18 protein-coding genes and 3 CRISPR repeat arrays are annotated in these 25,439 nt (G+C 50.4%); of the genes, 15 read left to right on the plus strand and 3 right to left on the minus strand.

Annotated features, from left to right (window positions below; all coding sequences use genetic code 11):
- Positions 1–115 precede the first annotated feature (115 nt).
- The 15 genes from CLV97_RS16265 (at position 116) to cas6 (ending at position 21,021) form a co-directional block, all read left to right on the plus strand.
- Positions 116–742, plus strand: coding sequence for a helix-turn-helix domain-containing protein (locus tag CLV97_RS16265; RefSeq protein WP_106346586.1), 627 nt, complete (start codon positions 116–118; stop codon positions 740–742).
- A 135-nt stretch (positions 743–877) separates the two neighbouring features.
- Positions 878–1,891: a hypothetical protein gene (locus CLV97_RS17935; RefSeq protein ID WP_146130532.1), complete on the plus strand. Its 1,014-nt coding sequence runs from the start codon at positions 878–880 to the stop codon at positions 1,889–1,891.
- A 191-nt stretch (positions 1,892–2,082) separates the two neighbouring features.
- Complete coding sequence (locus CLV97_RS16275; protein WP_106346587.1) at positions 2,083–2,280, plus strand: hypothetical protein; 198 nt, start codon at positions 2,083–2,085, stop codon at positions 2,278–2,280.
- A gap of 636 nt (positions 2,281–2,916) precedes the next feature.
- Entirely contained in the window at positions 2,917–3,297 is a 381-nt protein-coding gene (gene csx20, locus CLV97_RS19005) for a CRISPR-associated protein Csx20 (RefSeq protein WP_106346588.1), read from the plus strand.
- Positions 3,298–3,549: 252 nt separating this feature from the next.
- Positions 3,550–4,392: direct repeats of the CRISPR family, unit length 37 nt; unit sequence GTCACAATAAGAACACCTCAGTAAAGAGGATTGAAAC.
- Positions 4,393–4,541: 149 nt separating this feature from the next.
- On the plus strand, positions 4,542–6,047 hold the full coding sequence (locus CLV97_RS16285) for a recombinase family protein (protein ID WP_106346589.1): 1,506 nt from the start codon (positions 4,542–4,544) through the stop codon (positions 6,045–6,047).
- Between the two features lie 320 nt (positions 6,048–6,367).
- Positions 6,368–8,731 (plus strand): glycoside hydrolase family 3 N-terminal domain-containing protein, encoded by a 2,364-nt coding sequence (locus CLV97_RS16290; protein WP_170070582.1) that lies wholly within the window; start codon positions 6,368–6,370, stop codon positions 8,729–8,731.
- 513 nt (positions 8,732–9,244) lie between these two features.
- A CRISPR array of direct repeats spans positions 9,245–10,153; the repeat unit is 37 nt; unit sequence GTCACAATAAGAACACCTCAGTAAAGAGGATTGAAAC.
- Positions 10,154–10,355: 202 nt separating this feature from the next.
- Positions 10,356–11,396, plus strand: coding sequence for a helix-turn-helix transcriptional regulator (locus CLV97_RS16295; protein WP_106346591.1), 1,041 nt, complete (start codon positions 10,356–10,358; stop codon positions 11,394–11,396).
- A 198-nt stretch (positions 11,397–11,594) separates the two neighbouring features.
- Positions 11,595–14,567 (plus strand): type I-D CRISPR-associated protein Cas10d/Csc3, encoded by a 2,973-nt coding sequence (gene cas10d, locus CLV97_RS16300; protein WP_106346592.1) that lies wholly within the window; start codon positions 11,595–11,597, stop codon positions 14,565–14,567.
- A complete protein-coding gene (gene cas7d / locus CLV97_RS16305) occupies positions 14,564–15,541 on the plus strand; it encodes a type I-D CRISPR-associated protein Cas7/Csc2 (RefSeq protein ID WP_106346593.1) in 978 nt (325 codons plus the stop codon). Before cas10d ends, cas7d begins: the two co-directional genes overlap by 4 nt.
- Complete coding sequence (gene cas5d / locus CLV97_RS16310; protein ID WP_106346594.1) at positions 15,538–16,212, plus strand: type I-D CRISPR-associated protein Cas5/Csc1; 675 nt, start codon at positions 15,538–15,540, stop codon at positions 16,210–16,212. Before cas7d ends, cas5d begins: the two co-directional genes overlap by 4 nt.
- Positions 16,213–16,216: 4 nt before the next feature.
- Positions 16,217–18,337 carry a type I-D CRISPR-associated helicase Cas3' gene (gene cas3 / locus CLV97_RS16315; protein ID WP_106346595.1) on the plus strand — a complete coding sequence of 707 codons (2,121 nt, stop codon included), beginning with the start codon at positions 16,217–16,219 and terminating at the stop codon, positions 18,335–18,337.
- Between the two features lies 1 nt (position 18,338).
- Positions 18,339–18,938, plus strand: coding sequence for a CRISPR-associated protein Cas4 (gene cas4 / locus CLV97_RS16320; RefSeq protein WP_106346596.1), 600 nt, complete (start codon positions 18,339–18,341; stop codon positions 18,936–18,938).
- On the plus strand, positions 18,920–19,912 hold the full coding sequence (cas1, locus tag CLV97_RS16325; protein WP_106346597.1) for a CRISPR-associated endonuclease Cas1: 993 nt from the start codon (positions 18,920–18,922) through the stop codon (positions 19,910–19,912). Before cas4 ends, cas1 begins: the two co-directional genes overlap by 19 nt.
- Before the next feature lie 17 nt (positions 19,913–19,929).
- Positions 19,930–20,205 (plus strand): CRISPR-associated endonuclease Cas2, encoded by a 276-nt coding sequence (gene cas2 / locus CLV97_RS16330; RefSeq protein WP_170070583.1) that lies wholly within the window; start codon positions 19,930–19,932, stop codon positions 20,203–20,205.
- Between the two features lie 9 nt (positions 20,206–20,214).
- Complete coding sequence (gene cas6 / locus CLV97_RS16335; RefSeq protein ID WP_106346599.1) at positions 20,215–21,021, plus strand: CRISPR system precrRNA processing endoribonuclease RAMP protein Cas6; 807 nt, start codon at positions 20,215–20,217, stop codon at positions 21,019–21,021.
- A gap of 121 nt (positions 21,022–21,142) precedes the next feature.
- Positions 21,143–21,774: a CRISPR direct-repeat array (repeat unit 37 nt; unit sequence GTCACAATGAGAACACCTCAATAAAGAGGATTGAAAC).
- Between the two features lie 228 nt (positions 21,775–22,002).
- On the opposite strand, the gene CLV97_RS16340 is transcribed toward cas6, so the two are convergent.
- Genes CLV97_RS16340 through CLV97_RS16350 form a run of 3 tightly spaced genes read right to left on the minus strand, consistent with a single transcriptional unit; the run spans position 22,003 to position 25,075 of the window.
- Positions 22,003–23,265, minus strand: coding sequence for a hydroxymethylglutaryl-CoA reductase, degradative (locus CLV97_RS16340; RefSeq protein ID WP_106346600.1), 1,263 nt, complete (start codon positions 23,263–23,265; stop codon positions 22,003–22,005).
- A 25-nt stretch (positions 23,266–23,290) separates the two neighbouring features.
- A complete protein-coding gene (locus CLV97_RS16345; protein WP_106346601.1) occupies positions 23,291–24,646 on the minus strand; it encodes a tripartite tricarboxylate transporter permease in 1,356 nt (451 codons plus the stop codon).
- Positions 24,647–24,649: 3 nt separating this feature from the next.
- On the minus strand, positions 24,650–25,075 hold the full coding sequence (locus CLV97_RS16350; protein ID WP_245891671.1) for a hypothetical protein: 426 nt from the start codon (positions 25,073–25,075) through the stop codon (positions 24,650–24,652).
- Positions 25,076–25,439: the final 364 nt, after the last annotated feature.

Here is a 25,439-nt window from a genome sequence, read left to right on the forward strand (position 1 = left end):
TAGTTCGGTATGACCGATATTTGCATATATATAGAGCTTTTTGCCTGATCGCATTCATTATTTGGTGTGTAAACCGAATTTTGAAATAGCTTCTAAGCCGATTCAGGATATTTTCTTGCAGATCACCAAAAAGCCTCGCAAATATCGAAACAAATACATCTTCTCATTCCACGATTGGTCATCGTTCGCCAGGGCGGCGAATATGAAAAGCGAAATCCTCCGATCATTCAAGACCGGAATGGATATGGTGTTGTTGTGTGGGAGTGATGAGGTATTTCGGGATTTTGCGGCGGAGCTTGCGCCTTTTACCGTTGAGGATTTTCACCAACTCAAAAAGTACTATGGATTAATGCGGATCACCTGCGACAAAAAGGATCATATCTTCCAGGCCAAATTGTTGGAGCCCGCCTCCATGCGGTTGCCGTCATATCCTTTGCCAGATGTGGGCAACCGATTCGGAATGACCAAAGAGGAGATCATACTGAGAGCAAGAGATATCCTCTTGCCTCTGTACCAGCGGGAGGAGAAATCCATTGATGAAGGCCGGACTGCGAAAGACAGAATCCTTTCTCTCTTGAAGGATCATCCAGAAGGGCTTACCAGGCAGCAAATTTGCGATGAATTAGGAATCAGTCGGAGAACATTTCAAAGGGCAAGACAAGAAGTAACGATATATAGCAGAAAAGAAGGCAATCAGATTCTATATTTCCTGCCGGATAAGCCAAAAGTAAGAGTGGTGTGACATGTGACATGACTTTCTATCTCTAGAATCTCGATAGCGAAAACCAGAGCAAATTAGAGGTTTTTCGGCGTCAAGTGTGACATCTGAGGTTTCGATGTCACACTTGATGTCACACCGATAAAAGGAGGGAACATCATGCGGACGTGGTCGATTATGCTGGGTGTGATAATCTTCGTTTGTGTTGTGACAGTATCGTTTGCCCACACCGTTGATCTTTATAAGCGAGTCGGTTTCCTCCATTGGGAAGCTGTAACATTCACGATAGCAGTCGAAACAACTTTTTTGCTATCCGGCTGGGCGATCCTATGGCGCCGACTCCAAGGTCAAAAACCGGGTGCCGCCGCGTATGCCGGTTTCCTGTATGGGATTATTCTAGTATTATTCTCGAATAGCGCATATACAGTTGGGCTTGACAATCTGTTCGAGAATAAAATTGCTCAATGGACGCTTGCTTTATCGGTCGTTTTGGGAGTGATCATCGCCGAGATGATCATCAGCCAGAATCTTTTTGATCGGTCAATTGATCGGTCGACCAATCAATCTATCAATCAACCAGCCAGCCAAATGGCCGAATTGGCCAACCAGCCGACCGACCACCAACAACCAGCCAGCCAACTGGTCAACCAGGAGGATCAGCCAGCCAGACAGACAAATCAACCACCCGGTCAACCAACCAATCGGCCGACCAATCAACCATCCGAGTCAGCCGACTATCAGCCAGTCGACGAGTCCAATCAACCGGTCGAATCGGCTAGCGACTCGGCCAAAACAACCATCCACCAGCCAGACGATCAGCCAAATCGACCATCCAGCAATGTGGCTGATCAGCCAGCCGGTCAACCAATCAGCCAAAGGATCAACCAGTCAGCCAACAAAGCGGCCAAACAACCTGCCGGCCAATCGACCAACCAGCCAACCAAACGGTCGAATGTGGTTGACATGGCTGGCAAACGAATGGCGAATGCCGATCAAAAAGTGGTCGAAGTGGCTAAAAAGTATTACCACGAAAATGGTGAACTACCCAGCCGACGGCAGTTGGCTGCCATGGCTGATACAACACCTTATCGAGCGTCCAAAGCCATCAATTATCTAAAAGAGAAATACAATATCATTGACCGATCGACCAAAAGATCAGCCAGTGGTCGATAGTCAACCAGTCAGCCGGATGGCCAAAAGTGGCCGACCAATCGATCAGCCAATGTTAGCATATCAACCAGTTGTTGAAAAAGCTGAAAAGGGGAATAAAATCAAGTGGCTGAATCGCTCCGTCAAATTAACCGAGGACTAAGTGGTTGACGATCAACTTGGCCAAAGCAGTCCGATAATTGAGGAGGATATATATGGCGAGCAGAATGAAGGTGGATGTTGTAGAGGTTATCGGAAATAAAAAGGAGTTCGAATATGAACTGGATATGAAAGTTCAGGAATTAAATCGGTCTGAGATCATCAATATAAGTATTGCCGTCAGTGAAACAAATCGTGGCACAAGGTATACCGCAGCAATCCTCCACCGCTATGATGATGCTTGGTGGAAATAAAGAAACCGGATGGAAGTTGATAATAATAGAGTTGCTCGGAATGACTGGGTAAACCTGCTCACTAATTTAGAAGAAGAAACTCTTCAATTGGAGTCTACCATAAAACGTTTGAGATAATTTTGTTATTGATACGCTTCCCCTGGAGTTCAGACCACTAGGACAGGAGCAAGTGGAAATAAAGAAACCGGGTAGCATTGACTACCCGGTTTCTTGGTGTGGTAGTAAATGAGGAAAATGACGATCCGTTCAGGAAACTATCAGGATGAAAACAGCTGGTGAGAATAAAAAAAGGGTGACATCGACCTTCAATAATGTAAAAAGCCCTAGACATCAACCCAATCCCTGATAACCTGCAGGAAACGCGGAAAGTAGATAATCTTTAATTGACAAATTGAATAGTGCGTTTAGTAATTGAAGGAGGTGTTCGGAAACTGACGTAGAAAATTAATCATATTAAGGGATTCAGTGCCCGCCGTCACAATAAGAACCCATCAGTAAAGAGGATTAAAATCCCAAGATTAGCTCAACAAAAAAGCAAGGCCGCTGCAGAGCGTTTGGTCAAGTGGAAGCACTGGTTGGATTCAGGAACTGCCTATTAGTAATAATCAGATCGGAGTGTGGAGAACCTTGAAACGGATGGCCTTGTTGTTTTCGCATACCTTAACGGAAGAGCAGAAACGGGAGGCCAGAGAGAAGTGGGAAGTAGGAACGTTTCTTCCTCTTCCGGACGATCTTCAGTCCCGGTGGTCCCAGGTGCCGCCGGAAGGCCCCTTTCCAAAGGAATGGTTCCAACCGGTATTGGAGTGGTTGTCCCGGGTAACGAGACCGGGAGATGTCGTCCTCGTCCAAGGGGAATTTGGGGCGGTATATCAGGTGGTATCCTGGTGTCACCGGGAAAGCAGGATACCTGTCTATGCGACGACGGCCCGCCGCTACGAAAGCCGTAAACTACCGGACGGAACTGTTAAGAACATCCATATCTTTAGGCATGTCAACTTCCGGAGGTTTCCATGCTAACAGGACTTTTCGCAACCCTAAACTCTTTAACGCAGGAATCGGAGGATATGAGGAACTGATTTTCCGAACACCCGGAGCTTCGGCAAAAACCCCGGAGGTGTTCGGAAACGCGGAAACCCGCATGAAATAAGGAAAAATGGCTTCTTGCAAATTTCGAAGTAAGGGCAGAGTCACCTAAAAATTGGGTAATTGAAGGAGGTGTTCGGAAACTGACGTAGAAAACTAATCATATCAAGGGATTCAGCGCCCGCCGTCACAATAAGAACACCTCAGTAAAGAGGATTGAAACTTTTGTTTTTCGGCAGGAGCATGGATCATGAATGCGTCACAATAAGAACACCTCAGTAAAGAGGATTGAAACCCTGTGGCTGTCAATCTCAAACCAAACCTGCACGGTGTCACAATAAGAACACCTCAGTAAAGAGGATTGAAACAAACCGAGCTATTTCGGCGGAGGTTACATCAAACAAGGTCACAATAAGAACACCTCAGTAAAGAGGATTGAAACATTGAACGCAGACCCAACAACCCCCTTGACGCGCTCAGTCACAATAAGAACACCTCAGTAAAGAGGATTGAAACGGGGCTTTCGGTCCCTCCATCCTTAAGGGCTACCTCGTCACAATAAGAACACCTCAGTAAAGAGGATTGAAACGGGGTACTGAAGGCGGCGGGGGTGTCGGTGAAAATGGTCACAATAAGAACACCTCAGTAAAGAGGATTGAAACCTTCTCCGGGTTTCCCAAGAGTCTGGACGTGGGGAAGGTCACAATAAGAACACCTCAGGAAAGAGGATTGAAACTGATCCGTTTAAGCAGGTGCTGAAAACGATCACTGAGTCACAATAAGAACACCTCAGTAAAGAGGATTGAAACCTACCCGGAAGATCACCAATGAAGCCGCCCTGGCCGTCACAATAAGAACACCTCAGTAAAGAGGATTGAAACTTGAATCAGGCGCTTTCCCGCCGCGTCCTTTTGAATGGTCACAATAAGAACACCTCAGTAAAGAGGATTGAAACTTTGGCCACTTCACCACGGCCCCCTAGCTGATTAGCTGTCACAATAAGAACACCTCAGTAAAGAGGATTGGACCTCCACGAAAGCAGACAAACAGTGAGCGCATACCCTCTAATGGGTGATGCGCGATGCGGGTGAAAATCATCGAGGGGGAGCTGACCGACAGGATTCGGCGAGCCTGTTATGCTTACCTTGTAGAGAAATACAGGAGGGAGAAGCTGCAGGATGGTGGGGATTTACGTTCGAGTCTCGACCGAAGAATCCGCTCAACGGGGGTACAGCATACAGGACCAGATCCGCGAGTGCCGGAAAAAGGCGGGAACGGACGAAGCGATCGAATATATCGACGAGGGGATTTCGGGGGAGTTTCTGGATCGTCCCGGACTGACCAAACTCCGGGAGGACGTGCGGAAGGGTCTGATCACGAAGGTGGTGTGTCTTGATCCGGATCGCCTGAGTCGAAAGCTGATGAACCAATTGATCGTGACCGAGGAGTTTGACAGTCAAGGAGTCGAACTCGTTTTTGTTAATGGGGAGTATGCGCGAACTCCTGAAGGTCAACTCTTTTACTCCATGCGCGGGGCGATATCGGAATTTGAAAAGGCAAAGATCACCGAGAGAATGACCCGGGGACGCCGAGAAAAAGCTCGGCAGGGGAAAGTCGTTCGTGACTACCAGGTATATGGGTATGATTATGATAAAGAAAAAGAATGTTTCGTGATCAATGAGGACGAGGCCAAGGTTGTTCGCTTGGTCTTCGATCTGTTTACGAAACCGAATGACAAGGTGGACGGAATTAACGGAATCGCAAAATACTTGACCAAGCAAGGCATTCCAACGAAACGCGGCGCTAAGGTGTGGCATCGGCAGGTTGTTCGTCAAATGCTCATGAACCGGGCTTACATCGGAGAGTTTTACCAAAACCGGTGGAATACCGAGGGGATGTTGGGGAACCGGTTCAGGTCCCCGGAGGAACGGATCCGGATGAGAGAACGACCGAAAAACGAATGGATCCGCGTTCCTTGCCCAGCCATCATTGACGAAGAAACTTTCTTCCATGCGCAAACACTGCTGGAAGAATCTCGGCGGCGGTGGTCGAAAAAGTCGAAGCATCAATACCTATTGAGCGGTTTGGTGCGCTGCGGGGATTGTTTGAACACAATGACCGGAAGACGCGTAAAGAACTGGGGGAAATACGTCTACGAATATACGGACCAAAAAAACTATTCCGGAGCTAAACATCCAGGATGTGGGCGCCGCATCAATGCGGATCAATTGGAGCAGGAGGTTTGGGAGAAGATCGTTAGGTGGCTCAACAACCCGGATGAAATCGCAGCGGCTGCGGAGGATATGGCCGAGGGGCAAACATCCAGCTTTGAGGAGTTGGAAATTAATCGATTGGAAGCTGAAATCGAGCGGGCCAAGGAGGGAAGGAAACGGCTTCTGAACCTGTTTGCTCAAGGTTTATCCATCTCGGAGGACGAAATCCGGGAGTCCATCCGGGAACTGAAAGAGAAGGAAGACGAGTTGAGGGAGCGTCTGGAGAAAATCCAGGAGATGATGAAGGAGCGGGAGCGGTTGAGATACAGTGAGGAGCTAATCCGGGAGGCTGCCGAATATTATCTAAACAAGCAGGGAGAGTTGACCTTCGAGGACAAAAAAGAAATTATCCGCCACGTTGTCAAGGAAGTGGTGGTTTATGACGATAGGGTCGAAATCATTACGTTTTGACCCTGTTTTCCTTAAACATAAAAGCGTGAGGAAGAGCTTCCGTAAGGACTGATCCAGACGGGGGACATCATTTCAAACGGTGAGAATGAGTATTCCGCCTGTCAACCTCAACACTTCCTTCACTGCTACGCTATAAATGACAGCGCTCTTATTAAGAAGTAGGAGGGGATAAATGAGTAGCTTTACAGCTTGCTCTTCTTTTCCGCCAGATGCAGGTTTGCTGGCTGAAGGTTTTATTGGAGATCGGTAGTTTTGGAAGCAACCGGCGTTTCTGATGGCAAAGACATGAATGATTAATCGCGAAAATGGGGGTAAAAACGATGCATCGCAAATGCAAGTATGCATTATCCCTGATGACAGCGGTTATGCTTGTCATGTTGTTTGCCGTTACTCCTTACGCTACTGCAAATGAAAAAAATGTCTATTTAAAAGATGAGTCATCCATCCCCGAACTTCTTAAGGTTATGACCCTGGAGGAAAAAGCTCTTCTTCTGGCAGGGGACCAGGATTCACAAAAATTAAAGGGTGCAGCCGGCAGTACGACGGGTGCTTTGTATGAGAAATATGGTATACCAGCAACATCTCTTCCGGATGGCCCGGCCGGAGTTCGGATCGATCCGCTCCCGGGAGGAACAGCTCCGGATGGAACTCCCCTTACCCGCTATGCCACCCAATTCCCCAATGCCTCCGCAAGGGCATCCACATGGAATATGGATTTGTTGAATAAAGTGGGTCAGTCGATTGGAAAAGAGCTGCGCTATTTTGGTGGAGACCTATGGTTGGCCCCTGCAATGAATATTCACAGGCACCCGCTGAATGGGCGGAACTTTGAATACTATTCAGAGGATCCCTTGTTGTCCGGGAAAGCATCGGCAGCGGAAGTTAAAGGATTGCAATCCCAACGTGTGGGTGCGACGATTAAGCACTTTGCAGCAAATAACCAGGAAACCGCTCGCCGCAATTTACCTACCAACCTAAGCCAAAGGGCACTTCGTGAAATCTACTTGCGCGGCTTTGAAATCGCAGTAAAGGAAGCGAAACCCTGGGCGATTATGACTGCATATAATCAGATCAACGGCATAAGCCCGCCGCAGAATCCTGAGCTTATTACAACGATTGCTCGGGGAGAATGGGGTTTTGACGGAATCGTGATGACGGACTGGGGCGGGCAAGGAAATGCTTCCTATTGGGAGCCGCAGCCTGGAAATAACACATACTCCTCTATGGTCAAGGCAGGAACAGATCTTAGCATGCCCTCCGGCAGTGCTGAAGATATCATCGAAGGATATCAAAAAGGATTCTTGACGATGGATGAAATAGATGCTGCTGTTGCCAGGGTTTTGAAATATGTACTGAAGACACCGGCTTTTGAGGGAGTCCAACCGAGCACGGATCATAACAAGTATGCCAAAGAAAACGAACAAGTCGTCTTTGACACCGCCGTTGAGAGCATGGTGATTTTGAAAAACGAAAAAGTGAAAGGCAAAAAGGCACTTCCAATTACAGGAGGGACCATCGGGACAATAGGCAATGCAACCAACAATTTGGTCCGCGGTGGTGCTGGAAGCGGCAATGTGAATGTGGATCCTTCAAAACTGGTGCACCTGGCACAAGCTCTGAAAGAGACGGGAGCCAACGTGATCGATGCCACCAAATTTGATTATCCGCAGGTGGACAGTATCCTTCCGGTGGGCGGTATTGGCGGTGACCCTGCATTTAAAGAAATGAAGCCTACCAAAGAACAATTGGCCAAGGATATAGTTGATAAGTCCGACAGTGTCATTATGACCATTCGCAGAGGCTCTGCGGAAGGTGTTGATGTTCAGGCCGAAAAAGGTGCTTACTATCTCAGTGATGCTGAACAATACTTGATCGAAACAGCTTCTGAATTGTGCCGCAAAGCCAACAAACCCTTTATCGTCGTCCTTAGTACCGGAGCTCCCATAGAGATGGAAAGTTGGAAAGACAAAGCGGATGCCATTTTGCTTGCCTGGGAAACTGGGACAGTTCTTGGAAAACCGATAGCATCTGTATTGACCGGGAAAGAAAATCCCTCGGGTAAGCTGTCCACGACCTTCCCGATCGATATTAAAGGAAAGGATCCCAATGGTTGGCCGTATGTTCCAGCCACTACTTTCGGAGAGAACCCCGTAACCTATCATGAAGGCATCTATGTAGGGTATCGCTACTATGATACCTTTAATGTGCCGGTGTCCTATGAGTTTGGCTACGGAAAGAACTACTCGGATTTCAGCTACAGCAAACCAAAACTGAGCTCCAAAACATTTAACAAGTCCATCAAGGTAGGTGTGGATGTTAAAAATACCAGTAAGGTGCCAGGGAAAGAAGTTGTCCAGGTTTATGTAGGTGCTCCGGGCAAAGCCATGCACAAGCCCCTTAAAGAATTGAAGGCCTTCGGCAAAACCAGGGAACTTGGAAAAAATGAACGTCAAACCTTGACCTTTACCCTTGATGCAAGATCGCTGGCTTCTTTTGACGAAGAACGTTCGGCTTGGGTTGTGGAACCCGGAAAATACACCGTTTACATTGGAGCTTCCTCGAAGGATATTAAACATACTTTAAACTTTACAGTAGAAAAGGAAATCATCGTTGAAAAAGTAAATGACGTACTAAAACCGGTCGTGGATATTGAAGAGATTGTTCCTCCGAAAAAAGCCAAGTAATTTTGTCTATTTCGCTATGCTATTTGGAGAAAATAGCATAGCTCTTTTTTTATTCCCATATTTCGTCGGATTTGTCCTGTTAGCGCACCTGCCCGCCGACCTTTTATAAACCCTACAAAGATGATATTGGACTCGGATAAGGATGATGCAGTTCACGAATCGCTTCACGTCGATCGCAAGCAGTGCAGAAACCCAAAAGCTAAGCAGGCGGGAAAAACCCATTATTCAATTGACCAAATTGTTTGCAGAAGTTATAGTGAAAATGTAACACCCTCGATTTGCGCTTTTTAGAGGGTCGTAGGTGACCTATGAGGGATGTATTTTCCGAACACCGGGAGCTTCGGCAAAAACCCCGGAGATGTTCGGAAACGCGCAAACCCGCATGAAATAAGGAAAAATGGCTTCTTGCAAATTTCGAAGTAAGGGCAGAATCACCTAAAAATTGGGTAATTGAAGGAGGTGTTCGGAAACTGACGTAGAAAACTAATCATATCAAGGGATTCAGCGCCCGCCGTCACAATAAGAACACCTCAGTAAAGAGGATTGAAACTGGATAAACCGCCACAACCCGGTCAATTATGGCTGTCGTCACAATAAGAACACCTCAGTAAAGAGGATTGAAACTTTTGAATCGTATCCAAAACCCGCGCCAGCGAGGTGAGTCACAATAAGAACACCTCAGTAAAGAGGATTGAAACCGCTTTTTTGATCACTTCCCTTGTCGCTAAGCAGTGTCACAATAAGAACACCTCAGTAAAGAGGATTGAAACGTAAAAAGCGGCAAACATTATATTTCCCTCCTTGTTTGTCACAATAAGAACACCTCAGTAAAGAGGATTGAAACGTTGCTGACGATAACGAAGCTTAGACCTGCCAAAAGTCACAATAAGAACACCTCAGTAAAGAGGATTGAAACGACCTCTTCAGTACCCCTAAGAAGAATCCGGTAAGTCACAATAAGAACACCTCAGTAAAGAGGATTGAAACGCTGGAACCGATCGCGAAAGTTATTTGGTCAGCTAAGTCACAATAAGAACACCTCAGTAAAGAGGATTGAAACGCCTCCGTCCACTCGATCTTCGTGTTAGCGGTCGCGTCACAATAAGAACACCTCAGTAAAGAGGATTGAAACCCGTCGGTCTTTTCCCACACCAAACTCCATTTTCAGTCACAATAAGAACACCTCAGTAAAGAGGATTGAAACGCAGAGAGGGGACGGATGATCTTTTAGAAGTCAAAAGTCACAATAAGAACACCTCAGTAAAGAGGATTGAAACAACTCCTCTCGCATACATATGACCATAGACTGTGGTGTCACAATAAGAACACCTCAGTAATGAGGATTGAAACTGACTACTTCCCGGCACCGATCAAGAAGCCGAAGCGTCACAATAAGAACACCTCAGTAAAGAGGATTGAAACCGGATCATCAATCACCTCGTTTTCCATCACCTCCACGTCACAATAAGAACACCCCAGTAAAGACTGAAATCTCGTTTCTCTAAGGTTGTCCCAATAGAAACATCTCGGTAAAAGGATGATTTCGTCGAAAACGGAAAAACCGTTCTTGTTCACAATGGAACCATGTTAATGACGAAGTTTGCTCCAGGCGAGGAGAGGACGAATGTCAAAGATACACCGGGCCCATGTTCAGCACCGTGAACGGTTGTTTTCGATGTTGGCCGAAATGTTGCTGGATTCCCGACAACATCGGATCAGGGATGCGGCGGAAAGGTACGGTGTTTCCCAGGAGAAAATACGCAGAGATATCAAATATCTCGAAGAAAAGCTTAACCTGCCTAATCAGAGAGAATATATCATCCGGGGACATGGTTATTATCAGGGCAATTTTGCCCGGGCGGTGGCGAATTTGTCGCCGGAGGTGCGGCTGTATCTGTTTCTCGCTCTGCGGCAGTTGCAACCCTTGTTGAAGGGGGAAGGAGAGCGGGCGTTTCAGGAGTTGCTGGAGCATACCTATTCCGTGTTGCGGGAGGAGGATGTGCGGCGCCTGAAGGAATGGTCCGGTTTTTATTTTGTGAGCGAGTATGGCTTCCCGAGGAACCGCACCCATTTTTATCGTGCTCTGCAGGATGTGTTTGAGGCGATCCGGTACGATCAAATTCTGCAATTTGAGTATAGGGGGCAGCGCAGATATTTCGACCCTTACGGTGTCTATTATGCGAAACATCTGTTTTATCTGATCGGGAAATTAGTGAAATGGCCGGATGGTCCGGATCTGCCGCTGATTCACCTCCGGTTGGATCGGATTCGCGATATTTCGCGCATGCCTCGTCCATCTTCTTTGGGAAGAAGAAAGAAGGAAGATATCTGGGAATACAAACGAAATCACGCCGAAAAATATATCAACCAGATGCTGGAGGCGGAACACAGTAAGGTCAAGCAGGATTATGTGATCCGGATCTATGACCCGAAGGTCTTTGAGCGGATTCGGGAAAAGCAGTGGCATCCATACCAGCAGATTCGGGAAATCCATGAGAAGGGGGCCGTGGGGGAAATTGTATTTCCCAAGATAACCAGTTGGTTGGAGATCAAGAAATGGGTGTTGGGATGGGGAAGCGCTGTCGAATTAGTGAAACCGGCGGAGAAACGAAAGGAATTGCGGAATGAGATTCAAGCGATGTTTTATAACCGGTACCAAAGCTGAAACAACCTGAAGGTGCCGTCGGTTCTGTGGCAGTAAGGGTTTCTTGCCGGGAATAGAATTAGAAAAACGCTTTAGGATTGTGGATTCATCAGTAAAATCGGAACTCTTTACGGTTCCGATTTTTTTGTTTAGACGATTTTCGGTGATTGTCTGCCAAATATTGTCCGTATGATAATGAACTCGAGGAGGTGAGAGGGGTTGGATTTGAAGTCCTTCAGCGATCGTTTGCTCCTGGCCTTTCAGGAAATGGATCTGTCCGAGACCATTGCCAAGTCGTACAACCTGGAGAATTCGTCCATGTCGTATAAGCAAGGACACAATCTGTTGGACCAATCCATGTGGGACCACATCCGGACCGGGGTGGAGGCCTGTCTGGCTCTGCTGAGCCACCTTGAATCCGTCGGCTTTCATCCTCCCGAAGAAGAATTGAAGGTCGCCTTAATTGCCTTTGTGCTGCACGATCTGCACAAAGATTCGGCTGTTGAAAAAAAGGCGTCGAGCGAGTACGCCCTGTCGCTGGAAGAGCTGGAGCGGGTCGCAGAAGAACTCTGCCGGAAGGTGGGGACGGGACTGCCTCCTGCTGCATTTCTGCGGGCAGCGGGGGTTTCCAATTTTTCTCCCAAATTGGGGGACTTGGGCTCCTTGTCCAATCAATATTCCTGGACCGGTATTCGGGATTGGGTGAAGCTGATGGATCAGACCGCATCCATCATTGGCATCGCCGAATGCATGGAACACCAGACGATTCATTCCTTGGAAGAAAAGCTTCGGCGTGTGCTTCCTCCCAAACTGACGGAAAATCTGCGGATCGTCTATCACCGCGTCCAGGAGATGCGCGGCATGGTCACTACACAATTGCACAATGGCATGGCCCTTTTGATGAAACGCTACGGCTATTTCCCCTGGCTTCGCTTCGGAGACGGAACGCTGTACATCACCTTTGCCGGCGGGGAATTGCCGGACAAGGATTCGCTGATGGAAGAATTGACGCGCCTGTTTTTCCGTTCCATCAAAGAGGCGGATCAGGTGGATTGGGAAAAGCTGTTCAACCGGGCCACCTTGCAGTGTCAGACCTTGGCGTTTTTGGTAAATCAGACGCCCGGGGAATTTGCGTGGATGTTTCATGAGCTGTTTATGAAACCTTCTTCGGGAAGCAAGACTTTTCCGGACAAAAACTTCACCGCAAGCCAACTGGCTGCCTATGGAGCAGGGGATTTGGGGGAGCTTTATCGGGTCTTCGGTGTCGATCCTTCCTTCGATGAGGAGTTTCGGGAAAAGTGGTTCTACACCTCCCGGTATTTGGCGGCGCTTCAGCGCTTAATCCAGCGGCTGGAGAAAATCTCGGCGGTGGATGCGCTGCTTCAATTGGCGGATTTCCTCGGCCTTCCCGGCGAAGACATTGCAAACAGGGTTCCGGGCTCGTTGCACTCCAACAACAAACGGTTCGACGGAGCGATCTGGTTGGCTTATCGCTTCCTTGAGGGGGCCGAAGTGGATGGAAAACCGGCCCGCCATTTGCCGATCGAGGACTGGCGGGTGGCCGTGAGAAAGAAAGCGGCGAAATTTCTCGATGGAAAGATCACGCCCGAAAAAATGATGGAAATCGTTGATGAGGAATTAAAAATTCGGGAAGATTTGCAAGGCTACTTCCGGGAACAGCTGATCGTTTCCTGGGAGACCGCCCGCAGTCTGAATCTGCTGGATACGAAGGAGTTGCTCAAAAAGAAAACACGATCGCAAAAACGCATTTGTAATCTGTGCAACCGGAAAATTCTGTCGGGGAGCGAGCCCAAGGTGAAGGCTCAGGTGATCCAGGACAATGTCAATGTTTTCAGTAACCGAATTTTGCCGAAAGGATGGGAGCCTGGGAAACGGGGGGATGTGGCTGCTCTGCACTGGTGCGGCGTCTGCTTTTTTGAGTTTGTACTTCGGCAAGTGTTTTCCATGGATAGTTTTTCGGGAGGAGATCAGTCGCGGCAGATTTACCTGTTTGCCTTCCCGTCCTTTCAGATCACCGAAGAGGGACTGCTGGACCTGCAGGATGATCTGAAGAATTTCTTCGGGACCATCTATGTCCACCGCCGGGGCAAGGTAAATCACGTTTGGCAGGACCCTTGGGTGGAGAAACAGGAGGCGCTTCGGAAGCATCTGCACGATCATTTCCAATTGTACAGTGAGTATTTTGAGCAGGAGATGGAAGAACGGGGACGCCCGCCCAGCATCGGGGATGTGCTGAAGGCCAGTCCGCCCGGCAATGTGCTTTTGTTCACCTATGACTGTTACAGCAGTTCTCTGGATCGAACGCGGGAGGAGGCTTGGCTGAAGGCCCTGTCGGCGGCGCTTTCCCTTCACAAATTGTATGGTTTTCGCCTTTGGCTGACGGAAAAGCCCTTTTTGATGATGTCGGATGTGCGGGAGGTCCGGTATGCAATCCAGCTGGATGCTCCGCCCTACAAGGTGGCTCGGCTGTTGGAGGTCCCTGAACGGCGCGGCACGACGGATTTCGTCGTCCCGATCAGGCAGGTGAACGATCTGTTGAACCGCTTGGCCTGCATCTGGGAGATTCATCAAACGGTGAATCCCCTCGACTTTTCCAAACCGACGGACAAAAACGTATCTTCCGTTTTACACCAGCTGGATGTGCATCCGATGGCCGGAGCCCATTTCTTCAAGCGACGCTTGACGGAACATTCCTATGTGACGGATACCTTTTTGCGGGCTTGCCGCAGGATCGATCAAATGCGGGGAGGGATGGAGATGGAACTGGCCCGGGAAATCGCCTTGGCATCGCTCAAGCTGTACAAGCCCGATATTTCGCAGGAAGGTAGGGCCCACCGGTATGAAAACCTGTTCCGCTTGGCCGTCAAGGGCATCAAGGAAGGGAGGGAAAAAAGCGAGATATGCGGGCTGCTTTTCAAACGGCTGGAACGTTTGGCCAAACAACCCTCAGGATATGTGCCCCGTGTCGAAGAAAAGGCGATTCAGGAGTTTGTGGATCTGATCTATGACCGATTTTACATAGACGTGTGCGGCGGCAACATCGCCAAGCTGAACCAAAGGCAAAACCAGCTCGCCGACGGGATCTTTTTTGAGACCCATCTCGAGCGGCTGAAGGAGATTCGGGAAAGACAATCAGCGAAAAACCAAACCAACGGGAGGGAACCGGTATGAGCAATACGATCAGTTGGCAGGAATCCCCGGTGAAAAAACGCTTGGAAGCGCATCTTCCTGGTGAAATTCCGATTCTTCCGATGCGACGGTACGTATCTGTTGTGATCCTGAGGGAGTTCGACTCGACGGCGGTGTTGACGACCGAAGGGCAGACTCTGGATGTGGAGATGGTGCGGAGCGGCAGGAAATATTCGGAGCCGATCTCCCGGGTGCTTCTGCAAAAGCGCAAACAAATCGCACCGGAGCGGCGGGCCGGCCGGGCTTTCAACCGGGACCGTGGACTTGGGAAAAAATGCGTTTTCTTGAATGGTATGTGCGGCAAGTGCCCCGATTGCCTGATTTACGGGTTTGCGGCCACCAGCGGAGAAGGCGCCCATCGCTCCCGGGTATTGACAGACTCCGGCTTTGCGATTCGTCCATATGAGGCCATGCAACGCTCGATCACCCTCAACGCCATCGACGACAGCACCAAAGGAGGCGTTTCCGGCAGCGCCTTCGCCGAGCGGGAACACATCCGGCCCCAGGTCTTTTTCCCCACCATCGAAACGGCGGTGGATGTGACACCGGCCGAATTTTTGTACGTGTTGCGCAACATCCTGACCACGACCCGTTACGGTGCCGAAAGCAACCGGCAGGGTTTTGTCAACAATCATGTGGTGGCCCTGCTGTTCGGACACGGCGAACTGATTTCCAATCTGTCCTTGACCCAGGGGGTGTACGACCGGTTGCGGGAAAAAGGGGGGGAACGGTTCCATGAGTTCCCGCTGGAGAGGTCCGAAGTGGAAAAGGCGGTGATGGATGTACTGGAGGAGGAGGCGAAACGCTCGTATCTTCCCGTTGATGTGTGTGCCGGGGAGGAGTTGGCGGCGTTTCTCGCCGGAGTCCGTGATCTGTGGCGCAATGAGGAGGCGAATGCGGAGTGGCTGCAAGAGCTGGAAAGCGATCAACAGGCGTATCTCGCGAAATTAAAGTGAAACGGTTTGCGTACCGGATCCGGATTGAGTTAGAGGATTATCTGTTCTTTGCCAGCATGGAGAAGGGGAAGGTCGCCGAGACCGCTCCCCTTATCCACAATTACGCCTTGGCCTATGCCTTGTCCTGGGCGATTTCCCCTTACTATCAGGAAAAGCAAGCGCCGGGATATGAGAAGCAACTTAAGCCGCTAAATGAGGAAGGGGTCTATATTTTTCCCGCATCTCCACTGGAAGTGACGCACCGGCTCATGCAGTACAATACGACGTCGGAGCCCCTTTGGATGATGCGTCCGCAGAGCCTGGGTTATCCCAACTGGGGATTTATCAAATGCCTGCGGCCGGGTTCCCGTTTTGAAACCTACGCCTTGAGCCACAATCCCCTTTCGTTTCCCCCGCGCATCCGGCTCGGGAAATGGATGAGCCAGGCACGGCTGGAGGTGGAGGAAGTCGCATTGGAGCGGGGAACGGGAAAAAGCTCCCCGATCATGGTCAATGTGCAGGATTTGCCGCGGCTTCCCGCCACCTTCACCTCCATGTACAATCTTTTGCCCACCCGATTGGTGAAGGAAGCGGAATGGGGAGAAGCGGTGGAGGGATACCGGATTAAAAAGATGGAGGGGCAGCAGGTAGAGGAAGAGTTTTTGCCGGAATCCGCTTTCTGGTGGAGGTGAGGGGATGATCCGCCTGTTGGAGGAGAGGGGGAAAACCTACGATCTGCCCTTTGTCGGGAATCTTCGCCCCTACGCCCATCAAGCGGTGCAACTCAAATTGGTGGAGCGGGCGTTCCGGGAAAACCGCCAGGTGGTCCTTTGGAACCGGGCGCGGACCGGGGGAGGAAAAACCTTGGCCAATTACGGCTACCTGACCCGGGATGCCCGGGTGCGGGCCCTGGGGGTGTATCCGGTGAACGAGCTGGTGAAGGATCAGTTTCAATCTCTCCAAACGGGACTACCTCTGGGAATCTGGGATGAGATTTCCCTGTGGACAGCGGAAGAATTGCGAAAAAGCCGCTTGCCAGGAGAAACCAAGCTGGAACAGTTGCAACGGTTGTCCACCCAATATCACCGGGCAATTTTGACCAATCCGGATCACCTGGTGCTGGTGGCCCAGGAGCGCCTGTACTCTCCCCGGAAAGAAGGATATGATTCCCGCCTGGGAAAGGCGGTAGAGGTTTTTTACCGCCTCGGCGAATACGTGTTGCAGGCCTTTGATGAATTTCATCTCTACAATATCGCCCAGGTAAATGTGCTCGCCCAATGGATCGCCCTCATGGCGGCCTCCTTTCCGGAAAAGGGCATGGTTTTCCTCTTGTCGTCGGCGACGCCTCGACCGGAAGTGCTCCGCTTGATCGAAGGAACCGGCCTGCCGATTTGGAATGTGCAGGAGGAAACCCGACGCTGGCTGGAAGAGGAAAAACCCTCCGTGCATGGTGAGCGGATCTTTCTCGAACCGGCCCATCTCCACGTGGTGTCCGCTTATTTGCCGGCCTGGAACACCAGTGAGCGGATATTAACTAATTGGGACGATATTGAAGCGTATTTGTCGGAGTGGCCAAAAGCCAAGGGATTGATCATTCTCGATTCCATCCACGAAGCCCAGCAGCTGGCGGCGGCGCTCCGGGAAAAGGGATACGATGTGGGGGAAGTGCACGGCTTGTCCGACCGCAGCCGGAGCCGGGAGGCCCTGGCCAAGCCCATTACCGTGGCCACCGCCACGGTGGAGGTGGGGGTGGATTTTCAGGGGGAGATCCGGAAGGATTTTCTCGTGTTCGAAGCGCGAAATGCCGGCAGTTTCATGCAGCGGTTGGGGCGGATCGGCCGGGGAAGCCGGTCCAATCCGGAGCCGCCCCTTCACGTGTGGGCTTACGTGCCGGGACATGTGGCCAATCAAATTCAGGACCGGGGAGATACGGAGATGACCCGGGCGGAGCTGGAAGAAATCGTTACGGCAGCATACCGGTACTATCAGGATTTTTCCCCTTACATTGAAAAGGTGGGGGGCATGAACCTGGTCCACGGGTATCATCTTCAGAAAAAGCATCACGTGGACCGGGAACAGTCCCCCGCCCTTAAGCAGATCCAAATCCTCGCCGAGCGCATGTACGGTTTGGGTTTTGAGGAACAGAACCGGCGGTATCGGGAGTGGAAACGGGAGAAACTGCTGGAGCCGGTGCTGAGTTTCCGCGGGCAAAACAATTTGGAGTTTCAGCTCTACGGATGGGATGAGGAAGAGGCGGAAACTTTTTATCCGGACCTTTGGTTTTGGGACGAAACCGCTCCCGATTTTCCCCTCAAGCGCTATGATTGCCATTTCGTTCTCCGGCGACGCCGGGTGCGGTTCGTGGATCAGGAAGCGATGAAACGGCGGGTGAAGGAGCACCTGTCCGGACCGGAACGGGAAGAGTACCTCGAAGCGCTTTCCCGGGACCGCGTGCTGGGGTATGCGGTGGCCATGGGCGTTCGGGACAAACCGGCGAAATTGGTATGGCGGCTTCCCGTCAAGGCGGGTCGATGTGCCGAACAATTGGTGCGCTTGGATCGACTGCGTCTGGAGTCGGACGATTCCGGATTGAATGAACAGCTGAATCTGTTGTTTCAGTCCATGGGTCGCACCTCCTGGATTGTGTACATTATTAAACGCTCCGTCGGCGAATTGACCGATCTCCTGCGCCTGCCGCCGATGTTCCGCCTCTATCCCGCCAAATCCCGGCAGGGTGCGGATTGGAGCATTGCCTTCAATTCCGAGGCTTTTCAACTGTGGAGTGTGTGGGAAAACGTCCGGAGCGAGGTGTTGTGACATGGATGTCCTGGTGGAGGCTCATGCCATCAATGCCTATGCCTACTGTCCCCGGCGTTGTTACTACGAATATGTGGAAGGCGTGTTTTACCATAATGTGTATACCATCCACGGAAAACTGCTCCACGAACACGTTGATCGCTTCGGGAAGGAACAGCGGGGGGAACGGCAACTTCACCGTTCCCTCCACTTGCGATCGGAAAAGTTGGGACTTTCGGTGCGGTGTGATGTGATCGAGGAGGCGGACGGGATGATTTACCCCGTCGAATACAAGCGGGGAAGTCAATCGGGATGGGAGAACAATCACCTGCAGCTCTGCGCTCAGGGAATGGCTTTGGAGGAGCGGATCGGAAAAGCGGTTCCCTTCGGATATCTCTTCTACTACGGGTCCTTCCGCCGAGAGAAAGTGGCGCTGGATGAGGAACTGAGGGAACAAACCCGGCAAACCATCGAAGCCATCCGGAATCTCTACGGTCAGGAGCAGCCGCCTGCCGGAATTGATGACGGACATCGTTGTAGTAAGTGCAGTATGGTGGACTATTGCCTGCCGCAGGAACGAGGCCGCCTGAAGGGGAGAGTGCCATGGGAACGTTTTATTTGAGTGAACCCCACTGCTTTGTCCGGAAGGAATCGGAACGTCTCAAAATCTACAAGAACCGGTCCTTGCTCAGGGAGGTACGGGTTCAGGAATATTCCCGCTTTTTCATTCACGATTCCTCCACCTTGACCACCGATGCCCTGATGCTTATGGCCGAAAAGGGAATTGATGTGGTGTATTTTTCGGGAAACCGCATGGTCGGCCGGTTTGTCGGGCCGGAAAGTCGAAATGTTCGGTTAAGAATCGCCCAGGTCCAGGCTCATTTGTCGGAAGAGACGAGCTTGCGGATCGCGCGGAATCTGGTATTGGCCAAATTGAAAAACACCCGGACCAGTCTGCAGCGTTTTGCAAGGCGCAAGGAGCTGGACTTCGAGTCTGTGATTGGATCTTTGAAACAAGCGATGAAACAGGCGCTGCAGGCGAAAGATTTGGATGAATTGCGGGGTATCGAGGGGATGGCCGCCAAACGCTATTTTGAAGCGTTTCCAGCGTTAATCCGGGACAGCGGTTTTTCCTTCGACGGTCGTAGCCGGCGCCCGGCCAAAGATCCCGTCAACGCTCTGTTGAATTACGGCTACGCTTTGTTGCGGGCGGAACTGACGGGTGCCCTCCAGGCTGCGGGTCTGGATCCATATATCGGTTTTCTCCACCGCGAGCGGTACGGCCGGGAATCCTTGGCCCTTGATGTGATGGAAGAATTCCGTTCCATTCTGGTGGACAATCTGGTCGTTAAGGTGATCAACCAGGGAATGATTCAGCCCGATGATTTCACCTTCGATCTGGGGGAGCCGCGACTCAAAGATTCCGCCCGAAAGCGATTTTTGCAGGCCTTTGATCGCCGCAGGAAAGACGAAGTGTTCCATCATCTGCTGCAACGAAAAATGAGTTATCGGGAAGTGTTCCACAAGCAGGCCATTCTGCTTGCCAAATTCCTCAAAGGGGAGATGGAGGATTATTATCCTTTCTTGGCCAAATGATGGGGGGAAACAGTGACGTGAAACGGGTGGTTTGTTATGATGTTGTCGATGACCGCAGGAGAAATCGGATCTTCAAGTTGTTGAAGGATTACGGACGGCGGGTGCAATATTCCGTTTTTGAAGTGGAATGCGATGAGAAAAGCTGGATCCAGCTAGAGTTTCGCCTGTCGGCTTTGTTGTCGGAGGAAGATTCCCTCTGCGTGTATACGCTGTGTCAGTCTTGCACGCATCGCACCTTTTACAGAGGAAATTTCACCCGATGGTTGATGGAGGATCAAAATCCGATTCTGTAGGAGGATGTCATGCACCGGTTATGCTTGAAAGTGGACTTCCCCGCGCCCTTTCGGGGAAATCCGGTCGGCGTGTTGTCCCGGCGGTTTCATGCCTTTGTGTTGAAATCTCTGCAGCAGGAATCCCCCCAATTGTCCCAAGAAGTCCATGATCGAAAGGAAAGACAGGTTTTTTCCACCCATTTACTGCTTAACAGGGGGGAAATCCGGATTAACACACCGGATCGGGAGATCGCCTCATGCCTTCAGCGGTATTTTTTGCAGGAGGCGGAGGTCAATTTATTGGATTGGCGGGGGACCGTGAGGGAACTGCACTGCCAAACCTTCGATTTGTCACGGATTGACGAGCGGTTTTCGGCCAATCTCACCTTGTATTTTTTGACTCCGACTACTTTCTATCAGAGGAAAAACTACTATCCGTTGCCGGAGCTAAAGCGCCTCTTTTCCAGTGCCGCCAAGGTCAGTGAGATTGTCACTGGACAGCGAATCGATTGGGATTCGCTTGAACCATTGATTTATCCCGTCCGGATCGAAGATCTCAACGTGAGGACGGAGCGGGTTTCTTTTGGAGAATTCAACGTTATCGGCTTCAAGGGGAAAATGGCCATAAGCCTGAAGGCCTTGCCGGAGGAGTCGCAGCGCATGATGTGGCGGCTGCTTGCTTACGGATCCCTGATGGGATTTGGATACAAAACGGCCTGGGGGTTGGGGCAAACCCTCCTCGATCCCCTGGATGATGCCCGCGCTTTTTTCCGAACACCGGTAGCTTCGGCAAAAACCCGGGAGGTGTTCGGAAACGCGCAAACCCGCATGAAATAAGGGGATACGAGATTTGGAAGGTGTGAACAGCGGGAAAAAGGGGCTAAAAAATTTGTCGAAAAAGGAGGTGTTCGGAAAATGGCGGAGAAGTATAGGAATGACAAGGGATAGAGCCTCCGCCGTCACAATGAGAACACCTCAATAAAGAGGATTGAAACCCTTGCTTATTTGACACGCAATGAAATAGGCCCTTTCAGTCACAATGAGAACACCTCAATAAAGAGGATTGAAACTAGATAGGATTCACCCAAATCTTGCACGGTGACTTCAGTCACAATGAGAACACCTCAATAAAGAGGATTGAAACGGAAAATATACTCGTGCGCCTTCGTCGGTCGGTCTTTGTCACAATGAGAACACCTCAATAAAGAGGATTGAAACGAAAAAAATCGCAATCGGAAAGAAAATCGACGGACGTCACAATGAGAACACCTCAATAAAGAGGATTGAAACTATGAGATTTCCCTTGTTGGAGGCGAAAGCCGGACGGTAGGTCACAATGAGAACACCTCAATAAAGAGGATTGAAACATTAATGCAGGGTGCCGACCGGGAACCGTCTCGGCGTTGTCACAATGAGAACACCTCAATAAAGAGGATTGAAACGAAATCCGCGTTGATGAGCACATCAAAGCCATCCAGGCGTCACAATGAGAACACCTCAATAAAGAGGATTGAAACAATCCGTCCCCCGTCCCGAACGCCCTCCAGTTGAAAGTCACAATGAGAACACCTCAATAAAGAGGATTGAAACGCGATGGTCTCTGCCGGTCCCGACCACGCCACGCAGTCACAATCAGGACATCTCGAGGATGGAAACGCATCTTGAAATCGAATCGCTTCGATTATTTTCATTTCGTTTCCTGGGGAAGCTTTTTGACAAAAAACTGTGAATCTCCCGCCTGATATGAGGAGATTCACAGGATATTTCGCCCCTGAGAAGGGCCTTTAGAGGCCGTATGTGCGCTTCAGCTGAGGGATGTCATTCCTCTCGTATTTTTTCCAGATAGCGCTTGATGTCATCAAAGCGGAACCTTCCTTCTTTTACCACCCATTCTACGACTCGGCCGATTTCATGGCCTTTGGCGCCGGCTTGGATCGCCATATTTTTCGCGTGGAGTTTCATATGGCCCTTCTGAATCCCTTCACTCGCCAAAGCCCTCAATGCCGCGAAGTTTTGTGCCAAGCCGACCGCAGCGATGATTCCCGCCAGTTCACGGGAAGTTTTTACACCCAACATTTTGATGGCGGTTCTCGCGACCGGATGCGATTTCGTCGCTCCGCCGACCAATCCCACGGCCAGGGGCAGTTCAATCGTTCCGATGATCGTCCGGTTTTCTCCCAGCTCATAATGGGTCAAAGTCGTATATCGCCCAAATCTGGCGGCATATGCATGTGCACCCGCTTCAACGGCTCTCGTGTCGTTGCCAGTGGCGAGAACAACGGCGCTAACGCCGTTCATGATTCCTTTGTTATGCGTGGCCGCCCTGTAGGGATCCGCTGCTGCCAGTTCGTAGGCGCTGATAAACCGATGGAGCATTTCTTTGTCATTACCAAAGGGACTTTCAAATACGGCTCTTGCCCGCGCGATTCGTTTATCCGCCAAGTTGGACAATATGCGTAAAACCACCTTGCCGCCCGTGATCTTTTCGATCAACGGTGCAACGGCTTCGTTCATCGTATTTACCGCATTGGCACCCATGGCGTCCCGGGTGTCCACAAAAAGGTGTATTACCAGAACTTTTTCGCTTAACGTTTTGACGACGCGCACTTCCAGGTCCAGGGCGCCTCCGCCCAGCGAGATGAGGGTCGGATCTTGTTGGTTGCACTTATTTAAAATGGCTTCTTTGTTTTCATAAATCTTTGCCATGGCCGCGTACGGATGGCTCAACTGGGTTACGTGCACTTGGCCGATCATGATGGGACCGGAAAACGATGTCGTGAAACCTCCCGTATCATACGCCAGCCGTGCCGCGTTGCTGGCAGCGGCGATCACAGAAGGCTCTTCCGTCGCCATCGGAACAAAGATATCCCTGCCGTCAACCTTAAAGTTCGCAGCTACACCCAGGGGGATCGGCATATATCCGATGACGTTTTCCACCATTTGATCCGCCGTTTGGACCGAAAATCCTTTTTCCCCGCGGATGATGGCCTTTTCTTCCCCGCTCAATCCGGAGTGTTCAGCCACGTTGTCCAATCGTTCTTCCGGAGACAGACGATAAAATCCTTTGAAGCGTGTACCCATGATGCCCCCTCCTCTGATGCGTAGGTTACTGGCCGATCAGTGTCGAGATCATCCAGCTGGAGCCATAGTAGATCATAAATTGAACTCCCACACTCATTCCCAGGAAGCGATTCAGCAGCCCGACCGCCATGGCCACCGAGAAGGTCACGAGGCTGGCGATGATTCCGCCCTCGTGAAAGGACAACACCATCACGAGCCCGATAAACATCCCGATGATCGCCTCTTGACTGATCCGCGTCATGATGAAAACCGTCGCCTTTCTTGCGTAATTCATTGAAAACGGATAAGCGATGACTGAGGCGATGGCTAGGCCCATCAATCCGTAGATCAGAAAATCGATCGGCTCCATGAGGGTGTGCAGGTTATTGATCGGGTCGCTCGTAAAAACGGGCGGAGCATTAAATAGCGGTTGAGCGGGACCAAGGGCGACGGGACTCAAGGGAATTCCAAAGGCCACCAGCGGAATGATTGTTTCGGCAATATAAGTGGATTCAGTGACGCCGTTCATGGCTGCAAGACTGGAAGTGGCCTTGTTGTACTGTCCTTTCGTACGCGAGCCCACGAGTTCTCCCATCATGGAAGTCATCCCGACGGGACTGAGGCCGAAGGTGGCCGAAGAGATTAAAGCGGTTCCCGCCACGGCACCGGTCTGCTTTTTTGTAAGAACCTTGAAGGGATTTGGAAAATACCCCGACCATGCTTTTCGATCCGGTGCCAAGTTATACGTGTTCATTTCTTGCCTGGTAACCTGTGACCGGGCGCTTCTTGACAGGGCGATCAATAGATCGACTAGCATCGGTCCAATGGCGATTCCGAGGAAGAAACTGATGGACAAATGTTTCTCAAGATTGGTGAAGCTAAGGGCATCCAGTCCCTGATACAACATCGCCATGGGAAGGATGAGCAATACGCTCGCCCAACGCCCTTTGGATAAGTAGGCGATGATGATCCCCGCGATGGTGAAGATGATTCCCGAGTTCTGTTGAAAGAATGAACCGAACGGACTGAGGACCCACGCAAAAACTAGTGCTACAGGCAGGGCGATAAACGCCCCGATGATCCCACCGGAGATCATTTTCCGCAATGCGATATGCGGCATTCCCAAACGTCTTAGGAAGTTTGCGTGCTCCATCATCGGCGTCGCCATCGTGTCCCCTGGGACGCCCATCAGTGCAGTTGGAATCGCGTGGGTTAAGTGTTTCGCCATGACCGCCGCCATGAAAAACGCAAATACCGCTACCGGCGGAGCTCCCAACAGCACGACAATTAAAGTGATGGGCACCACGACCGCCGTTTCATCCGTTCCCGAAATGAGCCCCAGAAGGGAAAAGACCACACCGGCCACGACAGCTAAAACCAGAGCGATGATGAACTCGCCCATGCTTCAATCCCCCTTCCTGGGAAAAAACATTTCGTATATTCCTTGCTCTTTCATCTCCTTCATGATGGCGGGATTGTCCCTGATCGCCTTGCGCTCCTGATCCAGATCCAGTTGATAATCGTCAAAGATTTCTTTCACCTGTCCTGCTGTGCCTTTTTCTTCGATGAGTTTTCTCTTGGGTTTAAAAAGGAAGGAGTTGATGATCAGGGCAATGACTAGTCCGGCAATTCCCGTCAGTAGCGAGTAGGAGTTAATCATGTTTTCCGCTGCGAATATGGGAAAGATTTGTTTTCCCAGCAAAAAACCTCCCAGCCCTAAGAAAGCGCTTCCAATAATAGAAAAAATCAAATCTTTCCCATATACGGTGTCGCCCAGCACCTCAACAAATTCCCCGGCCTGTTGACCGCGATCCCGATTGGACTTGTTCACCATGTCACCTCCCGATAAACGAAATATTTTGATTGATTTAACTTGGTTTCATTTAATTCAACAAAGTTGAATACGATTAAAGTATATTTCACTTTGTGCTTTTTGTCAAACAAGTGACAAATGGGAATCCAAGGGAAGGGATGCCGGAATGGATGGAAGGCGGAAGGGGGGTGGATGAAGACAACCATTAAAGGGGGAAAGATAAAAAAAGGAGCTTGGAGTGGAAGGTCCCAAGCCGTCGCTCCGCCGGTATGATTGGAGGCCAATTTTACAAGCTATTTCAAAAACATGATCTGCCAATGTAAAATGGAAGTATGAGTACGAGACATGAGCTGACAGACGAACAATGGGCTGTGATTGAACC

The organism is Planifilum fimeticola (assembly GCF_003001905.1).
Lineage (GTDB): Bacteria > Bacillota > Bacilli > Thermoactinomycetales > DSM-44946 > Planifilum > Planifilum fimeticola.

What these genes read in the sequence shown, in the direction of transcription:
- cas7d (WP_106346593.1), top strand. Translation starts at nt 14,564, where the DNA reads ATGAGCAATACGATCAGTTGGCAGGAATCCCCGGTGAAAAAACGCTTG.
- cas4 (WP_106346596.1), top strand. Translation starts at nt 18,339, where the DNA reads ATGGATGTCCTGGTGGAGGCTCATGCCATCAATGCCTATGCCTACTGT.
- cas3 (WP_106346595.1), top strand. Translation starts at nt 16,217, where the DNA reads ATGATCCGCCTGTTGGAGGAGAGGGGGAAAACCTACGATCTGCCCTTT.
- CLV97_RS16295 (WP_106346591.1), top strand. Translation starts at nt 10,356, where the DNA reads ATGTCAAAGATACACCGGGCCCATGTTCAGCACCGTGAACGGTTGTTT.
- csx20 (WP_106346588.1), top strand. Translation starts at nt 2,917, where the DNA reads ATGGCCTTGTTGTTTTCGCATACCTTAACGGAAGAGCAGAAACGGGAG.
- CLV97_RS16285 (WP_106346589.1), top strand. Translation starts at nt 4,542, where the DNA reads ATGGTGGGGATTTACGTTCGAGTCTCGACCGAAGAATCCGCTCAACGG.
- CLV97_RS16345 (WP_106346601.1), bottom strand. Translation starts at nt 24,646, where the DNA reads ATGGGCGAGTTCATCATCGCTCTGGTTTTAGCTGTCGTGGCCGGTGTG.
- cas1 (WP_106346597.1), top strand. Translation starts at nt 18,920, where the DNA reads ATGGGAACGTTTTATTTGAGTGAACCCCACTGCTTTGTCCGGAAGGAA.
- CLV97_RS17935 (WP_146130532.1), top strand. Translation starts at nt 878, where the DNA reads ATGCGGACGTGGTCGATTATGCTGGGTGTGATAATCTTCGTTTGTGTT.
- CLV97_RS16340 (WP_106346600.1), bottom strand. Translation starts at nt 23,265, where the DNA reads ATGGGTACACGCTTCAAAGGATTTTATCGTCTGTCTCCGGAAGAACGA.
- CLV97_RS16290 (WP_170070582.1), top strand. Translation starts at nt 6,368, where the DNA reads ATGCATCGCAAATGCAAGTATGCATTATCCCTGATGACAGCGGTTATG.
- CLV97_RS16275 (WP_106346587.1), top strand. Translation starts at nt 2,083, where the DNA reads ATGGCGAGCAGAATGAAGGTGGATGTTGTAGAGGTTATCGGAAATAAA.
- cas6 (WP_106346599.1), top strand. Translation starts at nt 20,215, where the DNA reads ATGCACCGGTTATGCTTGAAAGTGGACTTCCCCGCGCCCTTTCGGGGA.